Below are 21,063 nucleotides of genomic sequence, written 5' to 3'. Positions count from 1 at the left end.
TTGTGGGATTTCCTTTGTAAGATATTAATAGTATTATGAATACGGATTGAATTCTAAATGCAAATAATTATCATATCAATTTAAATTTATTTAATTTTTAAACTAGTTTAACGGGGCGTTTAATGAGTTATTTTATTGTATTGCCTGCAACAATCATGTTGTTTGCAGTTGGCTTGTTATATTTATCGAATAAACATCAGCTGCTACGTGTAAAACCGCTTACAAAAAAATTACGCCCAATCGCCTATCTTATGTTGCTACTTGCTTTTGTGCTAATGGCAGCTAAATACGCTGTTAGTGCCTCGCTATTTATCGGCCTGATGGTGATTATGTTGTGTGTGATTGCTTTGCCATTGATGGCGTTATTTTTAAAGGGGAATAAAACGTGAGTGAACATCTTAGTCGGCAGCAAAATAAGATTCAGCCTGACTGGTGGTCAAAAACACTGGCGGGCGTGGTATTGGGGTTTTTCTTAAGTTATGGACTGGTAGCGCTTTTTGCATGGTTTGGCCCTGATAATCTGACAACAAGCTTATCAAACGAGCGCGCCTTGTGGCGTGTGCAATTTAACATGTGGTTAATTACGCCAATTTGGTTGTGTGTTATTGCCTTTGTGTATTTATTCAAAAGTGGCAAAGTAGCCTGGCTTAAACTAGGCCTAGCGAATGTGTTTGTTTATAGCGTTTGGGTATTACTAAGGAGTACGCTATGAAAGTAAGAAGTGATATTTTAAGGGTTTATCAAAACGTTCATACATGGACGGGCATTATCGCAGGGCTGTTTTTATTTATTGGCTTTTTTGCTGGCAGCATTACCATGTTTCGAATGGCCATTGATGATTGGGCCACACCACCAAGTGTAAAGCTTGAACAAGTTGAGTTTTCAAAAATTGAGTCGGCGCTGCCAAAACTTTTAGCGCAGCACGAGCAAGCACAAAAAGAACTCACCATACGTTTTGATGAGGCACATTCGCCATTTCAATGGTATAGCCAAGGTCAAGGCCGCGGTTTACGGCTTGATGACAAAGTGGTTAATGCCAGTGTTGACCAAAACGGCGAGATAATCACACAAGATGCCAATGTAAATGAGCTTTCGGCACTGGTTGATATGCTGCATAGAACAGGCGGTATTTTAGGCGATGTAGCGGGGCACCATATCCTCGGTGAGTTTATAATGGGGTTTGCGGCATTTTTATATTTTGTTGCCTTAGTGTCTGGAGTGATTTTTTTATTGCCAACATTAACCAAAAGCTTTTTCGCGCTGCGTACAAAAAAAGGGGCGAGTCGTTTTTGGCTAGATACCCATAATTTAGTTGGCATTGCGAGTTTACCCTTTCATATCATTATTGCGTTTACTGTGGTGGTGTTTGCGTTTCACGATTTTTTGTATGCAGGGCTTTCAAAAGTATATGGCGATAAGCCCATGTTTCCATCTGATCCGCCAAGTAAGGTTGAATATTCCTTGGCTGAATTACCGACTTTATCAGATTACATCAATAAGGCTAAGGAATATGCCCCTGGTTATTCTGTGAGTGAAATTCGTTTGTCGGGTTTAAGCGGTGCACGTGCCAATGCGGCTATTTCTTTGGTTAATGAAAACCAAGTTATGCGAGGACCAAATAACGATTTTATTTTTATGCACCCGTATACACTTGAAATACAAACCAGCAGTGTTGCAAACGGCGATCAAGGTGTGTGGGGCAGCGCAGTAAGTACGTTCTTTGCTCTGCATTTTGGCAGCTACGGTGGCAACTTTGGACGCTGGCTTTACTTTATTATGGGCTTAGCGGGTGCGTTGTTGTTTTACACGGGCAACTTGCTGTGGCTTGAAAAACGTCGCCAAAAGCAAGGTGGGCAAACAAAGTCGGTTCGCTTTATGGCAAACCTAACTGTTGGTGTGTGTTTGGGGTCATTACTTGGTGTAATAAGCTGTTTTGCGGCAACTAAATGGTTGACCATTGGTGGTATTAACATTAATGCGGCGTATATGTGGATTTACTATAGCTGCTTTATTGGTGCGCTGTGTTTAAGTTTTTACAAAGGCGCAACGAGTGCCGCAATGGTATTGATTAAATTAAGCATTGTTGCCTGCCTTTGGGTACCGCTAACGTCGATTATTGCATTAGTGATCCCCACATTGGGTTTATGGCCAGCAACTGGATTATCGCAAATAACGCTCGAAGTATGCGCAATAATAACGGCATTTATTTACTTTAAAGCATATCAACGCCTCGAAAAACGCGCTTACTTTGGTGACCAAGAGAGTATTTGGTCACTCGATAAATCAAAGCAACTAAACGTTGAAGGCACTGCAAGCATCGCAAAGTAAACCGTTACTTGCATAGAGACTGTACAAAAAGGTGTTTTTTTATAGGCAAACACTTCTTTGTAATAACATGAAATAATTTTTCATGAAAAAGTACTTGTGTTTTTTAGTAATTTCAGTAATTTGAAAGGTGCCTTAAGGCAAAACAACTACAAGGAGATAATTATGAAAACAGTAGATAAATTTTCTTATATGCCAGGTACCGGTGGAAACGGTGGTGGTACTGATGATGAAAATAAAAAATAGCATTCGCTAATGCCTATTAAAGAGCTGCTTATTGTATTAGGCAGCTATCAAACCTTACTTGTTGTTATTTCTTTTTTACTTCTTGTAGCTTTAAAACAAAAACAAGGAGCGATTTTTGCTGGCACCACAGCGTTCTTTTTTTTGTTCGCTAATTTTTACTTTCCTTATTTAATTGAGTGGGACTCAGAAAACCTTTATCGCTACTTTATTTGGTTGCTCCATGATTTAGCATGGATGGGCAGCATTGCCTATTTAGGTTTGAAGGATAAAGTCTCTTGGCGTCAATCAGTGCTTGGTCAACTTTTTTGTATTCCAATTATTTGCTTAAATGCATTTCGTGCAATGGACATGGGGTTTAATAGTTTCAACTTCTCACTAGCACCCTATCAATTTATATACCCTGTGTTTGAAACAGCCATTGTTGCACTTTGCTGGATGCCCATTTTTGTTTATTTAAAAAACAAATTCTTTGTAAAATCGCAACCTGCATAATTCTTTATTAGCATTTATTCTGTAATGCGATATAGTTAACTGTAATTATATACAGTTGTTTGTTTTGATTTGAAACTTTATATCGCAGAAAAACCATCATTAGGGCGTGCTATTGCCGATGCACTGCCAAAGCCTCATAAAAAAATGGATGGCCATATTATTGTGGGTAATGGTGATGTGGTGTCATGGTGCATTGGTCATTTGCTTGAACTTGCCGAGCCTGATGAATACCATGAACGCTATAAAAAATGGAACTTAGGCGATTTACCCATAGCGCCCGACACATGGCAATTAAAAGCCAAAGCTAAAACTCGCAAACAACTCACCTTGCTTAAAAAACTCATAAAACAAGCCAGCCAACTTGTGCATGCAGGTGACCCTGATCGTGAAGGGCAGTTGCTGGTGGATGAAGTTATTAGTGAAGCGAAAGTATCAAAAACAAAACTTGATAATACCGAGCGCTTACTGATCAGCGACCTAAACTTAAACGCCGTTAAAAAAGCGCTTGCCAACTTAAAGTCGAATCGCGATTTTATACCACTGTCTGTGTCAGCGCTCGCACGCTCGCGTGCCGATTGGTTAATTGGCATGAATTTAACCCGTGCTTATACCATTAAAGGTAAACAAGGCGGCTATACGGGAGTGCTCTCGGTTGGGCGGGTACAAACACCTATTTTAGGGTTAGTGGTACGTCGTGATTTAGAAATCGAAAACTTTGTCAGCCGCCCATTTTTTGAAGTACTCGCTGAGAATATCACTGAGCAAGATGAGCAATTTCAAGCTAAATGGCTGCCAAGTGAGGCGTGCGTGCCTTATCAAGATGAAGATGGCCGTGTGCTCCATAAGGGCCTTTGTGAAAATGTTATAAGCCGCATTACGGGACAACAAGGGCAGGTGTTATCTGTTGAGGAAAAAACCAAAAAGCAAGCACCGCCATTACCTTATAATTTATCGGCACTACAGATCGATGCGGCAAAGTTATTTAAAATGCCAGCCAAAAAAGTGCTGGATATTTGCCAAAGCTTGTATGAGAAACACAAGCTGATTACGTATCCACGTTCAGATAATCGCTATTTGCCCAATGAACATTTTTTTGAAGCGTCACAGGTGCTTAGTGCGATAGAAAATAACAAAGGGCAAACGAGTGAGTTAATTGCAAACGCCGACACGTCACGAAAGCATAAATGTTGGAATGATAAAAAAGTGGAGGCGCACCACGCTATTATTCCTACCAGTAAAAAGCTTAAAAGCGCGAGTTTAGGCTTTGAAGAAGAAAAAGTTTACGGCCTTATTTGCCGCCAATATTTAGCATTGTTTTACCCAGATTATATTTATCACGACACAACAGTGTTGGCAGAAATTGCTGGTGGTAAGTTTAAAGCGACTGCAAAGCGCGAAAGCCAACTAGGCTTTAAAGTGCTTATGGGTAAAAGCGAGTTAAAAGACGAAGTAACCCTACCTGCGCTTTCAAAAGGGCAACTATTCACCTGCCAACAAGGACGCTTGGTTGAAAAGCAAACAGAGCCGCCACAACATTTTAATGATGCCAGTTTATTAAGTGCCATGACCGGAATTGCGCGTTACGTGGATGATGCTGAAATTAAAAAAATTCTGCGCGACACCGACGGGCTAGGCACCGAGGCCACCCGTGCTGGCATTATTGAATTACTATTTAAACGCGGCTTTTTACAACGCCAAGGTAAACACATATTAGCCACCGAAACCGGCAAAGCCTTAATCAATGTATTACCTGAAAAATTAACAAAGCCCGATATGACCGCGCTTTGGGAGTCGCAGCTTACTCATATTGCTGAAAAGCATGGCAGTTACAGCAGTTTTATGACGCCATTACTCAATGAGCTACAAGGTCATATTGAATTGGCTAGCGAAACACCCGTCTCTGGATTTAGTAATTTACCCTCACCCAAGCAAAAGCCGTTTAAACGCCGATACAAACGTAAAAAGCCGGCTTAAAGCAAGCCGTCACGTTTGTAAATTAGCGTCATTTCACCGCTTTCATTAGTTACGTATGTAAACATTGCTGAGCTGTTTTTAGACCACGTTTGCTCATCTAACAGGCGGGCAAAGTTCATACCGATCATCAGTGTATGCTGTTGATTAGGCTGAACTGTGATTTTGCAATGAGTTGATTTACAACTGGAGTTAACCAAGGTGACATCTGAAAACTCAAGCCTATCAGCAAAAAGTTGTGCGATATTTTGCTCAGTTTCAGTTGCCCACGCGTAATCGATTTCCTCATTTTAAAATAGGTTGAGGGCATCAGCTACAAAGTCGGTAGGTCCTTCTGAATTTTGTTGTGTCGCGACCTTGTTTGCCAATTCAGTTTGACCAGACTGTTCTGGGATCGACGTCTCAATATTTGCTAGTTCGGAGTGTGAAGTAGTTGGTTGTGTATCGGCATTTGTGTCATTCGTTAGTCGTTGATTAAGCCTTTCAATCTCAAACTGCAATGCTGCAACTTTGTTATCTCCTGTTGTCACGCTCGCAAGCTTCTTTCTTAATTCGATTAACTGTTGTTCTTGCATAAAAGTGGTTTCTTCTTGAGATATAAGCTCATTACTTAAGCCTGAAATTGTTAGGCTTTGTTGGTAACTCATATTTGCAAAGTAAAGAGTTGTCGCACCTAGTAATACAGGCGCAATAAAGTTTTTCATATTAAGTCCTTTTAGTTATTGTTGTTTTGTTAAAGTACCACTTACCTATTCAGCTGCCAAATTATAGTGGTGAATGTAAAGCTATCCCAACTTTGGGATGTGGTTTTTTAAACGTCATCCCAAAATTGGGATGTGATAGAATCCTCAAAATTGCGACTTTATAGTAACGTGCTGTTATTATTGGTTTTTATTGTTTGGCACGCTCTTTGATATAGGTCTATTACCAATGCAAACATAATTAGGCATTTAAAATGGACATTATCAAAACTAAAAAAACACCGTTTTACAAAAAGAAAGCAGCAGTATTTTCTGTGGCAGCTGCGCTTTTCGCAGGCGCCGTTTATGGCTTTGCGCAAGTGGATTTTGCAAGCGCAACGGTTAAGCGTTCTAACTTACTAACAGCAGAAGTTAAAGCAGGCGAATTTACAATTAAAGTATCGGGCCATGGTGTGTTAGCACCGCGCGATGTGCGCTGGGTTGCCAGTAATGTTGAAGGTAAAGTCGAAAAAATTCTTATGAAGCCAGGTGCAGCGGTTAATCAAGGTGACTTAATTGTTGAACTTGCTAACCCTGAACTAAAGCAAAAAGTGGAAGAACTACAGTGGGAGCGCACAGCGCTTGAAGCTGAGCTAGCTGCACTAAAAGTAAGCCAACAAACCAAATTACTGGATATGCAAGCAAGCTTGCTACAAACCAAAATGGCCTATGATAAAGCCAATATGCGTTTGCAAGCAGAAGAGCAATTAATTCAAAAAGGCAACGCTACGGTTTCTCGTCTTGATTACGAAAGCTCAAAATTGACTGTGTCGCAGTTAAAAGAAACCCTTGCGATTGATAAGCGCCGTGAAATGCAGCTTGGCGAAAACTTAAAAGCAAACCTTACCGCGCAGCAAGCGCGTTTGGAAAAACTAAACAAAACCATTGAACGTGCCGAATTTCAACTTGCATCACTAAAAGTAGTGGCGCCGGTTTCGGGCATTTTACAAGCAATGCCGCTTGAATTAGGTCAGCGAGTATCACTTGGTAGTAATGTTGCTAAATTTGCTAAGCAAGATGATTTAATTGCTGAATTAAAAATCCCAGAGCTTAAAGCATCGGCCATTGCACTAGGTCAAAGCGTGGCGATAGATACCCGCTTTAACACCATTATGGGTAAAGTTAAACGAATCGATCCTGCGGTTGTAGAAGGTACGGTACAAGTGGATGTTGAGCTTGAAACACCATTACCGCAAGAAGCGCGCCCCGATCTCTCTGTTGATGGCGACATCATAGTCGCTAAGAAAAGTAACACCTTATTTGTGCGTCGCCCAGCATTTTCGCAAGCTGAGCGTACCCTAAGTGCTTTTAAACTGGTTGAAAATGGCCGTTACGCTGAAAAAATAGCGGTGACCTACGGTAAAGCATCAAGCACCGAAATTGAAATTGTAACTGGATTAGCCGTGGGTGATCAGGTGGTCATCTCTGAGCAAAGCGAATTTTCACGTCATGCACGTGTTGCGCTTGACTAATCCAAAACCACATTAATAACGAATTTTGAAGGAATAATCACATGAATACACTAATTAAACTAACAAACCTAAAAAAAGTATTTGCTACCGATGAAGTTGAAACTCACGCACTAAGCGAGATTAATTTAGATATTAAACAAGGCGAGTACGTATCAATTTCAGGCCCTTCAGGTTGTGGTAAATCAACCTTACTATCAATTTTAGGCTTACTGGATACCTGCTCGGGTGGCAGTTTTGAATTAAATGGTCATCAAGTAGCAGGGCTTGATCACAAACAGCGTGCATATATTCGTAACAAAGAAATCGGTTTTGTATTTCAATCGTTTAACCTGATTAGTGATTTAACGGTAGAAGAAAACGTTACATTGCCACTGACTTACCGTAAAGATTTAACTAAAGCCGAGCGTAAGCAAATGGCAATGGCAGCGCTAGAAAGAGTTGATATGAGCCACAGAGCAAAGCATTACCCAGCGCAACTTTCAGGTGGTCAGCAGCAACGTGTTGCTGTAGCACGTGCCATTGTTGGCAACCCTTCAATTATTCTAGCGGACGAACCAACCGGTAACCTTGATTCTAAAAATGCAGAACTAGTGATGGCGTTACTGGACAAGTTACATGCAGAGGGCACCACTATTTGTATGGTTACTCACGACCCCCGTGGTGCAAAACGTGCTGAGCGCATTGTTGAAGTATTTGATGGCCGTATTGTTGGTGATACGCAAGCGCAAGTTGCAGTAGCATAAGGAGAAATGCCATGTTAGACGATATTTTATATGCTGTGCGTGGAATGCTTAAAAATCCACGTTTTGCAGCGCTAACCACCTTTGTTATGACCATTGGTTTAAGCTTATGCATTTATATGTTCAGCTTTATTTTCAATACCTTAAGCGGCACTATCCCACTTGAAGATGGCGAGCGTTTACGCAAAGTGACCACGGTAGTAAACGGTGTGGCGTACGATGGTACTTCGGTGCGTTACCAAGAATACCTAGATATTGTAAATCAACAAACCAGCTTTGAGTTTTTAGATGCTTACGATACGTACACTGTAACCGTTTCAACAAGCGATCGTGCTGTTCGTTATTCATCACACTTTGTCAGTGAAGAGTTTTTTAAAGTGTCAGAGGCAAAAGTTGCTCTGGGTCGTTTACTAACAAAAGCAGACTCTACCAGCAATGAGCGTGTAGTGGTGTTAGGGGATTTTGTATGGCGTGAAATGTTTGCGTCTGACCCAACAATTGTCGGTCAAAAAATACGTATTGATGGCAAAAACCATACAGTGGTAGGGGTAACAGCGCCTGGTTATCGCTTTCCTGACTTTGCACAAATGTACATGCCGTTTAAAGTTGAAAGCCAAGGCACTGCGCGAGAAGATTCAAATTACGTAGCGGTTTACGGCTTATTAAAAGAAGGTGTGTCTGAGCAGCAGGCAAATCGCGAAATGGAGACCATTTTTGCGGAATTTGCACGCCAGTATCCAGAGTTAAACTCTACAAAAATTGGTTTTGTTTGGACTTTCCAATTGGAAAAAATTGGTAAAGGCGGTGATGCGCTGGTACTTGCTATGGCGTTAGCTGTGCTATTTATTTTAGTTCTTGCGTGTGTAAACGTGGGTAACTTGTTGTTATCTCGCGCTATTGAACGCAATAAAGAAAGTGCAATTCGTACAGCGTTGGGTGCGCCACGTTCGGTACTTATTCGCCAATTAATGTGTGAGAGCTTAATTATTAGTGTGCTGTCTGGTTGCTTAGCAGTGTTAATTGCAGGCTACGGGTTAGATTTAACGTTTGACTACTTTTTAAATTCGCTGCCAATTGAGCCTCCGTTTTGGTGGCAAGCAGGGCTTACGCAAGCAAGCTTAATTATTACTGTGGTAACGGTATTAAGCACCATACTAATTACAGGTGGCTTACCTGCATGGCGCGCAACTAAAACCGATATCAACGCAGTGCTGCGTGATGGCACACGTGGTGCGCAAAGTAAAACGGCAGGTCTACTTAGCAAGGTAATTGTTGGTTTAGAAGTAACTTTATCGTGCGCGCTAATTATGCTTTCAGCAGCGATGCTTAACTTAGTAAGCAAGATGAATGATGCTGATTATGGTGTTGCAATTGATAACCGCGTTGCGGCACGTATTGCACTGCCAAGTGAACGCTACGGAAAAGAAAATATTGAAAGAGCAAAACAGTATTATCGTTCACTGGAAGAAAAGCTAACTGCAAACCCAGCAATTGAAAGTGTTACGTTTAGTCAGTCGTTACCGCACACATGGGGCATTTTCCAAAATATCTCGGTTGAGGGTGTCGATTACGGCAAAAAACCAAGTTACCCAGGTTCTAACGTGAACATTGTTATGAATAACTACTTTTCAGCAATGGAGATGACATTGTTGGAAGGGCGCTTATTCAATAACACAGATTCAGCAGGAACAAGCCTAAATGCAGTTGTTACCAAAAACTTTGCTGAAAAACACTTAGCGGGTGAAAACCCGATAGGCAAGCGCATTAAATTAATGGAAATGGATAATGCCGTAGTGACCATTGTAGGTGTTACTAACAATGTCATATTCGGCCAACCATTTGATCACAATAGTGATGAGGCATCGATGTTTTTGGCTTATCAGCAGTTCCCTCGTTTGAATATGAATGTGGTAATTAAAAATGCCCCTACAGCAACTGCAATGCATAACCCTGTAAGCTTATTAACTAAAGCCGCGGTTGAGTTAGATACTGATGTTGCACCTTACAGCATCACTGACATCCAAGCGGGTATTGACAGTCGTTTATCGGGTATGAACTTTATTGCTAATATCTTTATCTTGTTCGCTATCTCGTCAATGGTCATTGCATTTAGTGGTATTTACGGTGTTATGGCTAACTCTATTGTGCAAAAAACACAAGAAATCGGTGTTCGCCGAGCGCTTGGTGCAGATAACAGTAATGTGTATAACCACTACCTAATGCAAGCGATAAAGCAGCTAGTAGCTGGTTTAATTTTAGGTATTCCAGCCGGCGTACTGTTAGTAAAAATGTTAGAGCAAGGCAGTATGGCCGAGGGCTCACTGCTTGTTTATATTGGTGTACCAGTGTTAATCAGCTTAGTAATTATTCTTGCTGTTGTGCTACCAGTTCGTAACGCACTTAATATGGAACCATCAAGTGCACTTAGGCACGAATAAATAAAACTAAATAAAAAACCAGTGCTTGCACTGGTTTTTTATTTATTGATTTAACGAAAGTTAACTTTTACCCTAAAACCACTATCCCGCTTATGCTTAGCAGCCTTTGTGCGCTTATAAGCAAATAAGAATTAACGCAGTAAAGGATAAATTGTGTCTCATATTTTAATTGCTGATGACGATCTCAGTATTGTTGCCGCACTTCGCCTATTTTTAAAGAGCGAAGGGTTTAAAGTCAGCACAGTAAGTTCACCAGCAGAAGCTGTTTTCTTTGTTAAACAAAATGACATTGATCTCGCTTTAATCGATTTAAATTATCACGCTGATACTACCTCTGGTCAGGAAGGTATTAATCTTACCGAACAGCTCGCAGCTCTTGATGAAAGCTTGGCAATTGTTTGTATGACTGGATGGGCAAGTGTTGAAATTGCCGTTGAGGTAATGAAAGCAGGAGCGGGCGATTTTGTTGAAAAGCCATGGGAAAACGAACGCTTATTAACAGTCATCACCAATCAGCTTAAATTGCGCGAGCAGAAGCTGCAAAACCAAGTGCTTAACCAAGAAAACCAAAACTTAAAAAGCGAACTAGCACAAAGTGATGGGGAGTTGATCGTTGAATCTGCACCGATGAAAGCCCTGCTTACACAACTAGCGCAAATTGCCAAAGCCGATATCAATGTGCTGATCACAGGGCCAAATGGCACCGGTAAAAGCTTACTCGCGCAGCATATTCATAATTTAAGTAGCCGAAATAATGAACGTTTTGTTTCGGTAAATATGGGCGCAATCAGCGAAAGCTTATTTGAGTCTGAACTTTTTGGCCATGTAAAAGGCGCCTTTACCGATGCCAAGGAGAATCGTATTGGCCGCGTTGAACTTGCCGAAAAAGGCACCTTGTTTATGGATGAAATTGGTAATATTCCGTTGCCACAACAAGCAAAGTTACTGCGCTTATTAGAAGAACACCAATTTGAAAAAGTTGGCTCAAGCAAAACCCAAACAGCCAATATTCGTTTAATTTCAGCAACCAATGCCAATTTAGATGCGATGGTTGAAGACGCTACATTTCGCCAAGATTTGCTTTACCGGTTAAACACCTTTGTAGTGCGTTTACCAAGTTTAGCTGAGCGCAAAGACGACATCTTGCCTATGGCAAATAACTTTATTGCTAAAGCAGCGAAGCGTTTTAATAAACCAGCGCCAAGTTTATCGACAGCTGCGTGTGATGCATTAATGACATACGATTGGCCGGGCAATGTACGCGAGCTATCTCACACCTTAGAGCGCGCGACGTTACTTGCAGTAAGCGAAATCAGCCCAGAGCATTTAATGCTAACGCCAAGTGTAGCTCAAACCCCAGAGACTTTTGAGCAAACAACCACTAAGTACCAAGGCACCATGGATGACATTGAAAAAGCGGTGATTGAACAGCGTTTAATGGAATACCAAGGCAACGCATTGGATACGGCAAAATCACTTGGCTTAAGTCGCAGTGCGTTTTATCGTCGACTCGATAAGTTTGGTATCTAATCGTGAAAAACTTTTTCAATCAGTTACAACGTTCGGTGTTGTGGGCAGCGCTGCCGGGCAATTTTATTGCGCTGGTGATGATTTGGCAGGCGGACTTCAGCATCTATTTGCAAGCACTGGTGAGTGTGTTACTGATTTTAGTGGTGTTGGTAAATCTTTATTACTTGTTTGATAAATTAAACGAGCAGTTTTTGTCGTTAGCAAATTTAGTTGAAGCGTTAAATGCAGGTGATTACACCTTGCGTGCTAAGGGCGCTGCTGAGTCATCGGCGCTTGGCGATTTAGTTCAGCAGATTAATCGACTTGCAGATAACTTATCAACCACACGCTTTGAATATAAAGAAAGCCAATTGTTATTAGCGAAGCTGATTAAACAAATAGGCGTAATTATTTTCGCTTGTGATGAAAATCAAAAGATCACCTTGGCAAACCCTGCGGCAGAGCGCTTTTTTGAAAAATCTGAATCCAAGTTGATTAACCATACACTTGCGGATTTAAATTTGGTCGAGCTTATTGATGCGCCCAATAATCAGTTAGTTATGGTTGCGAATAAACAAGCATCATCTCGCTTGCATTTGTATCGTGATAATTTTAGAGAAGCAGGTAAGCAGCATAACTTGTTTATTTTATCGGATTTAGAAACAGTACTGAGCCATCAAGAACAAAAAGCATGGAAAGACTTAGTGCGTGTGTTAAGTCATGAAATTAATAATTCGTTGTCGCCCATTATTAGCTTAACCGACACGATAAATAAAATATCATCGAGCTTGCCGATTGACGGTGAAGACAAAGAAGATATTCAAGGTGGCTTAACCATTATTGGCGAACGTGCAACTCGCTTAAAATCCTTTATTCAGGGTTATCGTCAACTTGCGACTTTACCTGAGCCGCAAAAGAAACCGCATGATTTAGTAAAAATAATCTCAAGTAGTACAGAGTTACTTGGTTACCCCTGTAATTTACATTTACCAGATAACTGCATGGTTGAGGTGGATGCCGCCCAGCTAGAGCAATGTTTAATTAATTTATTGAAAAATGCCCATGAAGCAGCGCCAGATCACACGATAGATATTTCACTTAAGCAAGATGAGCAACAAGTAGTGATTGAAATCAGAGATTTAGGCACAGGAATTAGTAACCCTGATAACCTTTTTGTACCTTTGTACACCACTAAAAAGCAAGGCACAGGCACGGGCCTTGCGCTTTGTCGCCAAATTGTATCAGCGCATAACGGAGTGATTTCACTTAGCAACCACCCTGAACGTGGTTGCGTAGCAAAAGTGGTGCTGCCTGTTAATTAAAACGAGCGATTGAATAAGGGGTTAAGTCAATTAAGGGTTTAACTCCTTGCACATCACAAGCGATAAGCTCGGCACAAATTGCCGCTAGGGTTAGACCTAGGTGCTGGTGGCCAAAGTTAAAAAATACATTGTTGTGTTTAGGTGCGCGTCCGATCACAGGCAGTGAGTCGGGTAGCGTAGGTCGAAAGCCCATCCACTTCTTATCATGATCAGGGTAGTCATCCACCATATCTGGCCAAATAGATTCGCCAAGCTGCTTTAACATATCCGCACGGCGGTAGGTTGGTGCTTTTGAAAGGCCTGCAAATTCCACTGTACCCGCAAGGCGAAGCCCTTCTTGCATTGGGGTTAAAATAAACTTTTTCTCAAATGAAACAACCGGCATGGTTGGCATGTTCTCACTACTTACCATGTAATGATAACCGCGCTCTGTATCAAGTGGCACGTTATAACCAAGTTGTTTACACAGTGATTTACTGTGAGCACCGGTACACATTACGAGTGCATCAAAGAGGAGGTCATCGTGGTTGGTATTTATGGTTACAGCTGAACCGGTAGTAAATAGCGATGTGACCTCAACTTGTTTAAAGCTAACGCCTAACGATTTTGCATGCTCAAATAGCGCGAGGTTTAATTGATATGGGCTACAAGTGTGCCCTACATCAGTAAAATATAATGCATGCGTTATATTTTGATGTAAGCCCGGTTGTAATTCATCAAGCTCATTGCGTTCAAGTAGCGTGACATTAACGCCTTCATTTTTATAGTGTTCTAGTGTTGTGAGCGCATTTTTTTGCGAGTCTGACTCAAAAGTGAGTAAGCTGCCATTTAAATGGAATAGTCCTTGGCTATTACTTGCTTGGGTAAGTCGCTGCCATGCGTTTATTGCCGCGCAGTTTAGTTTTTTTAACGCTTCTTTGTTTTGCTTGAAAATGTGCGGACGCATATTTGCTAAAAACCGCATAAACCACGGTAATGCTTTAAATAAATAACTCGGGCTAATACGCAGTGCGCCTTTTGGATCGAGCAGCATTTTTGGCAGTTGCGGCAATAAAGAGGCCTGTGCCAATGGGAATACTTGCTCTGTCGCAAAGTGCCCTGCATTACCTTTTGAACAGCCTTCGCTAATACCTTGTTTATCGAGTAATGTGACTTGATAACCACATTTTTGCAGCTGAATTGCGGTTGCAATTCCAATTACGCCTGCGCCAATTACAGCGACATTTTGATTAACCGAGTGAGAGGTGTTTTCCATTAGATTAAAATAGTGCTTTACATTGTATACAATATACATTAACTTAATCGGTATACAATGTACAGTATCACTTTTCGAAGTAAAAACAAATGAAACTAAATTGGCAATATGTGTAGTCGTTTTTCACAACACAACGCAAAAACGCAATGACACATCCTGATATGGTTTTAGCGTACGACGTATAACAATTAGGCTTTCCCCTTAGCCAAGGTGTGCATCAAGGTGCACGCCTATTTCGCATTATAAGAAGTAACAATAGATAGGAGAGCAGCAAGTGAAGAAAGGGACCTATTTTTGTATTGATGCCCATACCTGTGGCAATCCAGTGCGACTGGTAACCTCGGGGCACCCTGTGCTTGATGGTAATACCATGGGTGAAAAGCGTATGCACTTTATGCGCGAATTCGACTGGATCCGCCAGTCTTTGATGTTTGAGCCTCGTGGTCACGACATGATGTCGGGCGCGTTTTTGTATCCCCCCTGTTCAGATAATGCCGATGCGTCCATTTTGTTTATTGAAACTTCTGGCTGCTTACCTATGTGCGGACATGGCACGATAGGTACGGTTACAGCGGGTTTAGAAGCGGGGCTTATTCAACCCAAAGAGCAGGGTAAATTGATTATTGATGTGCCAGCAGGGCAGATCAATGTTGAATATCAGATGACTAACAACAAAGTTGAGTGGGTCAAAATCTATAATGTTGCGGCTTATTTAGCACATCGAGATATTGAAATTGACGTGCCAGAGCTTGGCAGAATCAAACTCGATATCGCCTATGGCGGTAACTTTTACGCAATTGTTGAGCCGCAAGAAAATTTCCCTGGTATTGATAAATGGTCACCTGGGGATATTTTAAAATTCAGTCCATTGGTACGTGAAATTGCAGCGCGTGCGGTGGAATGTACTCACCCAGAGGATAGTAAAGTGACAGGGCTATCGCATGTGTTATGGACCGGCGTACCAAAAACTGAAGGGTCTACCGTCGCAAACGCGGTGTTTTATGGTGATAAGGCGATTGACCGCAGCCCGTGTGGTACAGGTACATCGGCACGTATGGCGCAACTGCATGCCAAAGGCTTATTAAAGCCAGGCGAGAAGTTCGTTCATGAAAGTATCATTGGCAGTCAGTTTGTTGGCACTATTGAGTCAGTAACCGAAGTGGGCGGCATTACTGCCATAAAACCATCGATTCAAGGATGGGCAAAAATTACCGGATACAACCAAATACTAGTGGATGATGATGATCCCTATGTTAATGGTTTTCAACTTGTATAAAGGGGAAAGTAAATGTTTACAGGATTAAGTTTTATTAATAACGAATGGGCTTCACAAGGTGAAGGTTCATTTAACGCAATAAATGCATATGACCATACACCGCTTGAGCCTGCATTTAAAAACTGTAGCCTTGTTCAGCTAGCACAAGCATGTGATGTGGCAGATACTGCATTTAAGGTTTATCGTAAAACCACTAAAGCTCAGCGTGCTGCATTTTTAAATACAATTGCAAATGAACTAGCAAGTAAAGAAGACGAACTTGTTGCACGTACTCCTCTTGAAACCGGTTTACCTGAGATGCGTATTAAAGGTGAGCTAGGTCGTACTGTCGGTCAGTTACGTTTATTTGCAGCAAACTTAGAAAAAGACGTTGAGTTTATCGCTGAAGATGCAGCATTACCTGAACGTCAGCCTTTACCGCGTCCAACATTAAAAATGGCAAAAATAGCGATTGGTCCGGTTGCGGTATTTGGTGCAAGTAACTTTCCACTTGCGTTCAGCGCAGCTGGCGGTGATACAGCCTCGGCATTAGCGGCAGGGTGTCCTGTGGTTTATAAATCTCACTCAGCACACCCGGGTACCAGTGAAATTGTGGTTCGCGCAATTGAAGCGGCAATTAGTAAATGTGATATGCCAAAAGGTGTTTATCAGTTATTACACTCAAAAAGTTATGATGTAAGCCACGAACTGGTTAAAAATCCAAAAATCCAAGCGGTTGGTTTTACAGGCTCGTTTGGTGTTGGTATGGCACTGCAAGACAGCATTAAACAACGCAAGCAGCAAATTCCATTTTATGGTGAGCTTGGCTCAACAAATCCGCAAATACTGCTTCCGGGGTTTGTAAAAGGCCAGGAAGATAAGCTGGCAGCAACATTTATTGCATCGCTAAATATGGGTGCAGGTCAATTCTGTACCAATCCAGGTTTATGGCTAATTGCTGAAGAAGAAGCTGAAAGTTTTAAGCAAGCTGTAGCAAAAGAAGTGGAAGTGTCTACACCGCAAGCCATGTTAACACCAGCTATTTTAAAAGCGTATCAATCGGGATGTGAAAATTTCGCAAGCAATGCAACGCTTGTTGCAAGCGGGCAATCTGAAGCACTTCGTTGTAGCACGCAAGTATTTGTAACTACAGCAACTGAGTTCAGAAACAATAAAGCATTGCATGAAGAAGTATTTGGCCCAGCAGCGTTAATGGTAACGTATTCATCGAATGATGAATTAGTAGCATTGATTGAAGAACTCGAAGGTCAATTAACAGCAACAATTCATGGTAGCGAAACATTAGTACAGCAACATACTGATATTACTGAGTCGCTAAGTTATGTTGTTGGCCGTTTAATATACAACCAAATGCCAACGGGAGTGGAAGTGTGTGATGCAATGATGCACGGCGGTCCATTCCCAAGTTCAACCGATGTGAGAAGCACATCTGTCGGCAGCCAAGCAATAGAACGATTCTTGCGTCCTCTATGTATACAAAATGCATTTTAGGGTCTGTTGATCTTTCAAGTTCGTTTTTGCAGTAGCTTGATTGGGTTTTATGCAAGGAAGAGGCTGCGTGGCATAGTTATTCTATGCGAGTCAGCCGATAACAAAGCAGAAAAGCCAATCAAGCACTGCCGGAAGGTTTTTTCGAGCGCGCTTTTATCATTGTTGCCCGATATTTGCTTAGGCGACTAGGCTACACATCGAGCGCCGCGATAAAAACACGCTCAGAAAAACAAAAATAGAACAGCAAAGATTAACGGACCCTAGAGTTCGCATGAAATAATTGTGTGTTCCCGTTCTAAGGTAAAAGGCCAGCTTTGCTGGCCTTTTTTTATAATTTGTATAAACTATTGCCAAGTTTATACAAAATACAAAGAGATAAAATGGGGCTAGCATATAAAACACGTACTGAATTTGTAGTGGATGCAATTCGTGAAAAAATCTTAAAAGGCGAAGTAAAATCCGGTCAACCGTTACGCCAAGCAGCGCTTGCGGAAGAGTTGGATGTAAGCCGTATTCCTGTACGTGAAGCCCTATTACAACTTGAAGCTGAAGGCTTAGTTAAGTTTCAAGCGCATAAAGGCGCGGTAGTAACTGAACTTGATGCCGCACATGTTGATGAGCTTTTTGAATTAAGAGCAATGTTAGAAGCTGATCTCCTTGCTCGCTCTATTCCAAATATGAATGCAACTGACTTTGATCATGCTGAAGAATTATTATCTAAGTTAGATGAAGCGCTTACCCATGAAGACAGTGCCAACTTATGGGCAGATTTGAATACCAGTTTTCATACCTATTTGTATCAAGCAGCTGAGCGCCCACAGACGCTAGAAGTAGTAAATATTTTAAATAAAAACTCTGACCGCTATATTCGTATGCACTTATTACTTGCTGGTGGTATCAAAAAAGCAGGTGGTGAGCATAAGCAGTTAATCGACTATTGCCGTGCCGGTGACACGAGCAATGCCTGTCAGCTACTTAAGCAGCACATTCTTGGTGCAAAAGAAGAAATTAAAGCACTGTTAATTGAAGAGTAAGTGCTAAATGAATATAAAAAACCAGCCTGATGTGGCTGGTTTTTTGTTTTAATTGCTTAGCTAAGAAAGCCCAGAGAAATTACTTTTTAATTAACGGTAATTGTTTTTCACTCCAAGCGAGGTAGTCACCTTCTAAATGCTTTAATTTAAAGCCTTTCTTTGATAATACTTCTTCAAATAAGCCCGCGCGACGACCCGAACGACAATACACAACTAGCGTCTGATCTTTTAGTGCTTCTAATACCGACATGTTTTCTTCAATTTGATTATGCGGAATATTAAGTGCGCCTTTTACATGGCCATCGTTAAATTCTTCTTTTGAGCGCACATCTATTATGGTGTAAGCATTAGTCGACATTTGGTTTTCAAGAAGTTGCTGCTGCGTAATAACTGGCGTATTAGCAAAACAAGCAACACTAAATAGTAGTGATGCAACAAATGCGATGTATTTCATGGTAGGTTCCTTTAGTTGTTATTAAATAGATCAACAGCGGCTTGGCTCATCGCCGTTACGCCTGTTTTGATTGTCAGTGGGTAATCGGGCGCAAATTTACTTGAATGAAGCGAGGGTAGCTTAGTGCCATTTTTAATTGCGCTTTCATACTCTGTTGGGTTTACACCACCAAGCCAAAAAATGGTAATAGGCACATTTTCATCGGTGCGACCAAACAGCCCAAAATCTTCACCGGCCATTACTGGTTCGGCTTTTAATGTATTGTCTTCACCAATTGCTTTTTTAATACTGGCGGTAACACGTGTCGCAAGCTCTGGGTTATTATAAGTAGAAGGAATACTTTCCGACTCGTGTACTATTACTTCAGGGTGTTCGTTTTCTGAAAGACCAGCACTTAGTGCAATCCCTTTAGTAATACGTTTAATCGCCGCAATTTGTTGATTGCGCACGTCAGGATTATAAGAGCGTAAAGTAAGCTGTAGTTTCACTTGATTTGAAATAATGTTGTGTTTTGAGCCACCATGAATAGAATCGACCGTAATCACGTTTGGTTCGAGTGGTGATACTTCGCGGCTCGCAATTGTTTGTAGTGCAAGTACCGTGCGAGAAGCTAATACAACAGGATCAATAGTCGTGTGAGGGTAAGCGCCATGACCACCGCGGCCTTTTATAATCACATCAACCGAATCTACATTTGCCAATGCATACCCTGGAGCAATTGCGATTTTACCTGCAGGGGCTGAGGCGCTAACGTGTAAGCCTACAACATAGTCCGGTTTGGCAAATTTAGTATACAAACCTTCTTTTAACATGGCTTTTGCGCCGCCACCTACTTCTTCAGCAGGTTGCGCAACCATCATCAAGGTACCTTGCCAATCACTTTTGTGTTCAACTAGCTGCTGAGCTGTGCCAATAAAACTGGTCATATGAATATCATGACCGCAGCCATGCATCACTCCTACTTTATTGCCGCCTTTGTCAATCACAGTTACTTTTGAAGCGTAATCTTTATTTGTTTCTTCAATAATAGGTAAGCCATCAGTATCTGCTCGAAGCATAACAGTTGGTCCGTTACCATTTTTATAAATACCAACGACGCCAAAACCTCCAACATTTTCAGTAACACTAAAACCCAATTGTGTTAACTCTTTAGCAAGTCGCTGAGACGTCGCTTTTTCTTGGTATGACAGTTCAGGGTTTTGATGGAGGTGTTTATACAATTCGTTTAAGGTGTTTTGCTGGTTTGTGTTTGGGGTGAATTGACTGGCAGCAAGTGCACTATTACTTATAAGCAGTGCTGATAGGAATGCATATTTCATTTGTTATTCTCTTTCTAAGCATTGTTTTTTAGTTATATTGCCTCCATATTGAAACTAATTGAAGTTAATAATTAATTTTATATGTCGAATATTATTGAACTAACAGCTGAAAGCTTTCAGCAAGTTATCTCAGAAACAGCTCCTGAAACACTTATTGCTCTGTACTTTCATACTCAGCAAGCGCCTGAATGCGCAACTATGACACCAATGCTTGAAGCAAAAGCAGCGCAATACGCTGAACACTTCCTATTAGCCAAGTTAAATTGCGATGTTGAGCAAGCGCTAGCATCTCAACTTGCACAGCAAATTGGTCTTCAGGGTATTCCTGCTATTTTACTTTTAAAAGGCGGTGCACCTGTAGATATGTTGCCAGGACCGCAAACGCAAGAGATGTTAGATGCTGCATTTGAAAAACATTTACCTAATGCTGAAGATCTACTTGTTACTCAAGCACAACAATTACTGAGCCAAGGTAATTACTCTGAAGCCTATACAAAAGCAAAACAAGCTTATGACCTAAATGCTCAAAACAGTAAGGTTAAGCTCATTCTTGCAGATATCTGCTTAAACATACAAAAAGTAGATGATGCCGATGCGCTGTTGTCGACTATTCCAATGGTTGATCAAGATGCCTACTTTAATAACTTAAAGGCTAAAATTGAATTAGCGCAAGAAGCTAAGGACTCGCCAGAGATAAAACAATTAGAAGCTGAAATTGAAAAAGACGAGACTAACTTTGCCGCAAAAGTGAAACTAGCAGTGCAATACGATCAGGTCGGTCGTAAAGAAGAGGCATTAGAAACCTTGTTTAGTGTACTGCAAAAGGATTTAGCATTCGGCGATGCACGTAAGATGTTTTTAGATGTAATCGCCACATTACCAGATGGTGACGAGTTAGCAGGGAAATATCGTCGCAAGCTATATAGTATTCTTTACTAACACACTGTATAAAGGAGAAGGAGCCAAAAGGCTCCTTTTT

At 41.3% G+C, this 21,063-nt stretch carries 19 protein-coding genes; 14 read left to right on the top strand and 5 right to left on the bottom strand.

What is annotated here, in order from left to right; genetic code table 11:
• Nucleotides 1–122 precede the first annotated feature (122 nt).
• The 5 genes from ACXAFE_RS10145 (at nt 123) to ACXAFE_RS10125 (ending at nt 5,037) form a co-directional block, all read left to right on the top strand.
• Nucleotides 123–389: a hypothetical protein gene (locus ACXAFE_RS10145; protein WP_475151935.1), complete on the top strand. Its 267-nt coding sequence runs from the start codon at nt 123–125 to the stop codon at nt 387–389.
• Nucleotides 386–712, top strand: a complete 327-nt coding sequence (locus tag ACXAFE_RS10140) for a hypothetical protein (RefSeq protein WP_475151933.1) — start codon at nt 386–388, stop codon at nt 710–712. The genes ACXAFE_RS10145 and ACXAFE_RS10140 overlap by 4 nt, the downstream gene beginning before the upstream one ends.
• Nucleotides 709–2,328, top strand: a complete 1,620-nt coding sequence (locus tag ACXAFE_RS10135; protein ID WP_475151930.1) for a PepSY-associated TM helix domain-containing protein — start codon at nt 709–711, stop codon at nt 2,326–2,328. Before ACXAFE_RS10140 ends, ACXAFE_RS10135 begins: the two co-directional genes overlap by 4 nt.
• Before the next feature lie 252 nt (nt 2,329–2,580).
• Nucleotides 2,581–3,063, top strand: a complete 483-nt coding sequence (locus ACXAFE_RS10130) for a hypothetical protein (RefSeq protein ID WP_475151925.1) — start codon at nt 2,581–2,583, stop codon at nt 3,061–3,063.
• 69 nt (nt 3,064–3,132) lie between these two features.
• Nucleotides 3,133–5,037, top strand: a complete 1,905-nt coding sequence (locus ACXAFE_RS10125; RefSeq protein WP_475151923.1) for a DNA topoisomerase III — start codon at nt 3,133–3,135, stop codon at nt 5,035–5,037.
• On the opposite strand, the gene ACXAFE_RS10120 is transcribed toward ACXAFE_RS10125, so the two are convergent.
• Together ACXAFE_RS10120 and ACXAFE_RS10115 are read right to left on the bottom strand one after the other, a co-directional pair.
• Complete coding sequence (locus tag ACXAFE_RS10120; RefSeq protein ID WP_475151921.1) at nt 5,034–5,234, bottom strand: hypothetical protein; 201 nt, start codon at nt 5,232–5,234, stop codon at nt 5,034–5,036. The two genes, ACXAFE_RS10125 and ACXAFE_RS10120, sit on opposite strands and share 4 nt — an antisense overlap.
• A 90-nt stretch (nt 5,235–5,324) precedes the next feature.
• A complete protein-coding gene (locus ACXAFE_RS10115) occupies nt 5,325–5,738 on the bottom strand; it encodes a hypothetical protein (protein WP_475151917.1) in 414 nt (137 codons plus the stop codon).
• A gap of 251 nt (nt 5,739–5,989) precedes the next feature.
• On the opposite strand from ACXAFE_RS10115, the gene ACXAFE_RS10110 reads away from it, so the two are divergent.
• The 5 genes from ACXAFE_RS10110 to ACXAFE_RS10090 all read left to right on the top strand — a co-directional run bounded on the left by ACXAFE_RS10110 (nt 5,990) and on the right by ACXAFE_RS10090 (nt 13,255).
• A complete protein-coding gene (locus ACXAFE_RS10110; protein WP_475151916.1) occupies nt 5,990–7,246 on the top strand; it encodes an efflux RND transporter periplasmic adaptor subunit in 1,257 nt (418 codons plus the stop codon).
• A 41-nt stretch (nt 7,247–7,287) separates the two neighbouring features.
• Nucleotides 7,288–7,989, top strand: a complete 702-nt coding sequence (locus tag ACXAFE_RS10105; RefSeq protein ID WP_010561670.1) for an ABC transporter ATP-binding protein — start codon at nt 7,288–7,290, stop codon at nt 7,987–7,989.
• A gap of 11 nt (nt 7,990–8,000) precedes the next feature.
• Nucleotides 8,001–10,424 (top strand): ABC transporter permease, encoded by a 2,424-nt coding sequence (locus ACXAFE_RS10100; RefSeq protein ID WP_475151912.1) that lies wholly within the window; start codon nt 8,001–8,003, stop codon nt 10,422–10,424.
• 153 nt (nt 10,425–10,577) lie between these two features.
• Nucleotides 10,578–11,954 (top strand): sigma-54-dependent transcriptional regulator, encoded by a 1,377-nt coding sequence (locus ACXAFE_RS10095; RefSeq protein ID WP_475151911.1) that lies wholly within the window; start codon nt 10,578–10,580, stop codon nt 11,952–11,954.
• Nucleotides 11,955–11,956: 2 nt separating this feature from the next.
• On the top strand, nt 11,957–13,255 hold the full coding sequence (locus tag ACXAFE_RS10090; protein WP_475151908.1) for a sensor histidine kinase: 1,299 nt from the start codon (nt 11,957–11,959) through the stop codon (nt 13,253–13,255).
• Here ACXAFE_RS10090 and ACXAFE_RS10085 read toward each other — a convergent pair.
• Nucleotides 13,248–14,549 (bottom strand): NAD(P)/FAD-dependent oxidoreductase, encoded by a 1,302-nt coding sequence (locus tag ACXAFE_RS10085; RefSeq protein WP_475151904.1) that lies wholly within the window; start codon nt 14,547–14,549, stop codon nt 13,248–13,250. The two genes, ACXAFE_RS10090 and ACXAFE_RS10085, sit on opposite strands and share 8 nt — an antisense overlap.
• 235 nt (nt 14,550–14,784) lie before the next feature.
• Between ACXAFE_RS10085 and ACXAFE_RS10080 the strand changes: the two genes are divergently transcribed.
• The 3 genes from ACXAFE_RS10080 (at nt 14,785) to ACXAFE_RS10070 (ending at nt 18,311) form a co-directional block, all read left to right on the top strand.
• Nucleotides 14,785–15,786: a 4-hydroxyproline epimerase gene (locus tag ACXAFE_RS10080; protein ID WP_475151899.1), complete on the top strand. Its 1,002-nt coding sequence runs from the start codon at nt 14,785–14,787 to the stop codon at nt 15,784–15,786.
• A gap of 12 nt (nt 15,787–15,798) precedes the next feature.
• The gene (locus tag ACXAFE_RS10075; protein ID WP_475151897.1) at nt 15,799–17,277 is read left to right on the top strand and encodes an aldehyde dehydrogenase (NADP(+)); all 1,479 of its coding nucleotides are present in this window, start codon (nt 15,799–15,801) and stop codon (nt 17,275–17,277) included.
• 380 nt (nt 17,278–17,657) lie between these two features.
• Nucleotides 17,658–18,311 carry a GntR family transcriptional regulator gene (locus ACXAFE_RS10070; protein ID WP_040642007.1) on the top strand — a complete coding sequence of 218 codons (654 nt, stop codon included), beginning with the start codon at nt 17,658–17,660 and terminating at the stop codon, nt 18,309–18,311.
• Nucleotides 18,312–18,390: 79 nt separating this feature from the next.
• On the opposite strand, the gene ACXAFE_RS10065 is transcribed toward ACXAFE_RS10070, so the two are convergent.
• Together ACXAFE_RS10065 and ACXAFE_RS10060 are read right to left on the bottom strand one after the other, a co-directional pair.
• A complete protein-coding gene (locus ACXAFE_RS10065) occupies nt 18,391–18,765 on the bottom strand; it encodes a rhodanese-like domain-containing protein (RefSeq protein WP_475151894.1) in 375 nt (124 codons plus the stop codon).
• A gap of 11 nt (nt 18,766–18,776) precedes the next feature.
• Nucleotides 18,777–20,084, bottom strand: a complete 1,308-nt coding sequence (locus tag ACXAFE_RS10060; protein WP_475151892.1) for an amidohydrolase — start codon at nt 20,082–20,084, stop codon at nt 18,777–18,779.
• An 81-nt stretch (nt 20,085–20,165) separates the two neighbouring features.
• Here ACXAFE_RS10060 and ACXAFE_RS10055 point away from each other — a divergent pair, with 81 nt between their 5' ends.
• Nucleotides 20,166–21,023 carry a tetratricopeptide repeat protein gene (locus tag ACXAFE_RS10055; RefSeq protein WP_475151889.1) on the top strand — a complete coding sequence of 286 codons (858 nt, stop codon included), beginning with the start codon at nt 20,166–20,168 and terminating at the stop codon, nt 21,021–21,023.
• Nucleotides 21,024–21,063: the final 40 nt, after the last annotated feature.

This window comes from Pseudoalteromonas sp. ABV4_021, from assembly GCF_056159365.1.
This window is presented reverse-complemented; position numbering and strand designations above follow the sequence as displayed.

Coding starts and splice junctions, on each gene's coding strand:
- ACXAFE_RS10070 (WP_040642007.1), top strand. CDS start 17,658: ATGGGGCTAGCATATAAAACACGTACTGAATTTGTAGTGGATGCAATT.
- ACXAFE_RS10135 (WP_475151930.1), top strand. CDS start 709: ATGAAAGTAAGAAGTGATATTTTAAGGGTTTATCAAAACGTTCATACA.
- ACXAFE_RS10105 (WP_010561670.1), top strand. CDS start 7,288: ATGAATACACTAATTAAACTAACAAACCTAAAAAAAGTATTTGCTACC.
- ACXAFE_RS10065 (WP_475151894.1), bottom strand. CDS start 18,765: ATGAAATACATCGCATTTGTTGCATCACTACTATTTAGTGTTGCTTGT.
- ACXAFE_RS10110 (WP_475151916.1), top strand. CDS start 5,990: ATGGACATTATCAAAACTAAAAAAACACCGTTTTACAAAAAGAAAGCA.
- ACXAFE_RS10085 (WP_475151904.1), bottom strand. CDS start 14,549: ATGTATATTGTATACAATGTAAAGCACTATTTTAATCTAATGGAAAAC.
- ACXAFE_RS10115 (WP_475151917.1), bottom strand. CDS start 5,738: ATGAAAAACTTTATTGCGCCTGTATTACTAGGTGCGACAACTCTTTAC.
- ACXAFE_RS10145 (WP_475151935.1), top strand. CDS start 123: ATGAGTTATTTTATTGTATTGCCTGCAACAATCATGTTGTTTGCAGTT.
- ACXAFE_RS10060 (WP_475151892.1), bottom strand. CDS start 20,084: ATGAAATATGCATTCCTATCAGCACTGCTTATAAGTAATAGTGCACTT.
- ACXAFE_RS10130 (WP_475151925.1), top strand. CDS start 2,581: ATGCCTATTAAAGAGCTGCTTATTGTATTAGGCAGCTATCAAACCTTA.
- ACXAFE_RS10055 (WP_475151889.1), top strand. CDS start 20,166: ATGTCGAATATTATTGAACTAACAGCTGAAAGCTTTCAGCAAGTTATC.
- ACXAFE_RS10075 (WP_475151897.1), top strand. CDS start 15,799: ATGTTTACAGGATTAAGTTTTATTAATAACGAATGGGCTTCACAAGGT.
- ACXAFE_RS10100 (WP_475151912.1), top strand. CDS start 8,001: ATGTTAGACGATATTTTATATGCTGTGCGTGGAATGCTTAAAAATCCA.